This is a genomic window from Paraburkholderia sp. SIMBA_053 (assembly GCF_046534895.1).
In the GTDB taxonomy this organism is placed as follows: domain Bacteria; phylum Pseudomonadota; class Gammaproteobacteria; order Burkholderiales; family Burkholderiaceae; genus Paraburkholderia; species Paraburkholderia caledonica.
The window spans coordinates 1-268 of the sequence record NZ_JAWRXU010000760.1 but is presented as its reverse complement, the minus strand read 5'-3'; the positions used below and the strand labels follow the sequence as shown (position 1 = coordinate 268).

Here is a 268-nt window from a genome sequence, read left to right as displayed (position 1 = left end):
ACACGAGATAGGCGAGCCCGACATACAGCATCACATGCACGAAGACCGGATAGCGCTCGACGAGCACCGACGCGCCGCCGACGCCCGCGCTAATCAGAATGCAGTCCGACAGCGCGCACAGCGCGACGATCTTGCCGACATGCGAGCGCATGATGCCTTGCCGCAGCACGAAGGCGTTCTGTGCGCCGATGGTCACGATCAGCGACGCGCATAACGCCGCGCCATGAGAAAAAGACAGCCAGTTCATAGTCGATCCAGTAGACGGGAG

The 268-nt window shown here is 61.6% G+C and carries 1 protein-coding gene; it reads right to left on the bottom strand.

What is annotated here, in order from left to right; translation table 11 throughout:
* On the bottom strand, positions 1-247 hold a 247-nt coding region (locus SB753_RS37620), incomplete at its 3' end, for a LysE/ArgO family amino acid transporter (protein ID WP_410805231.1).
* Positions 248-268 lie beyond the last annotated feature (21 nt).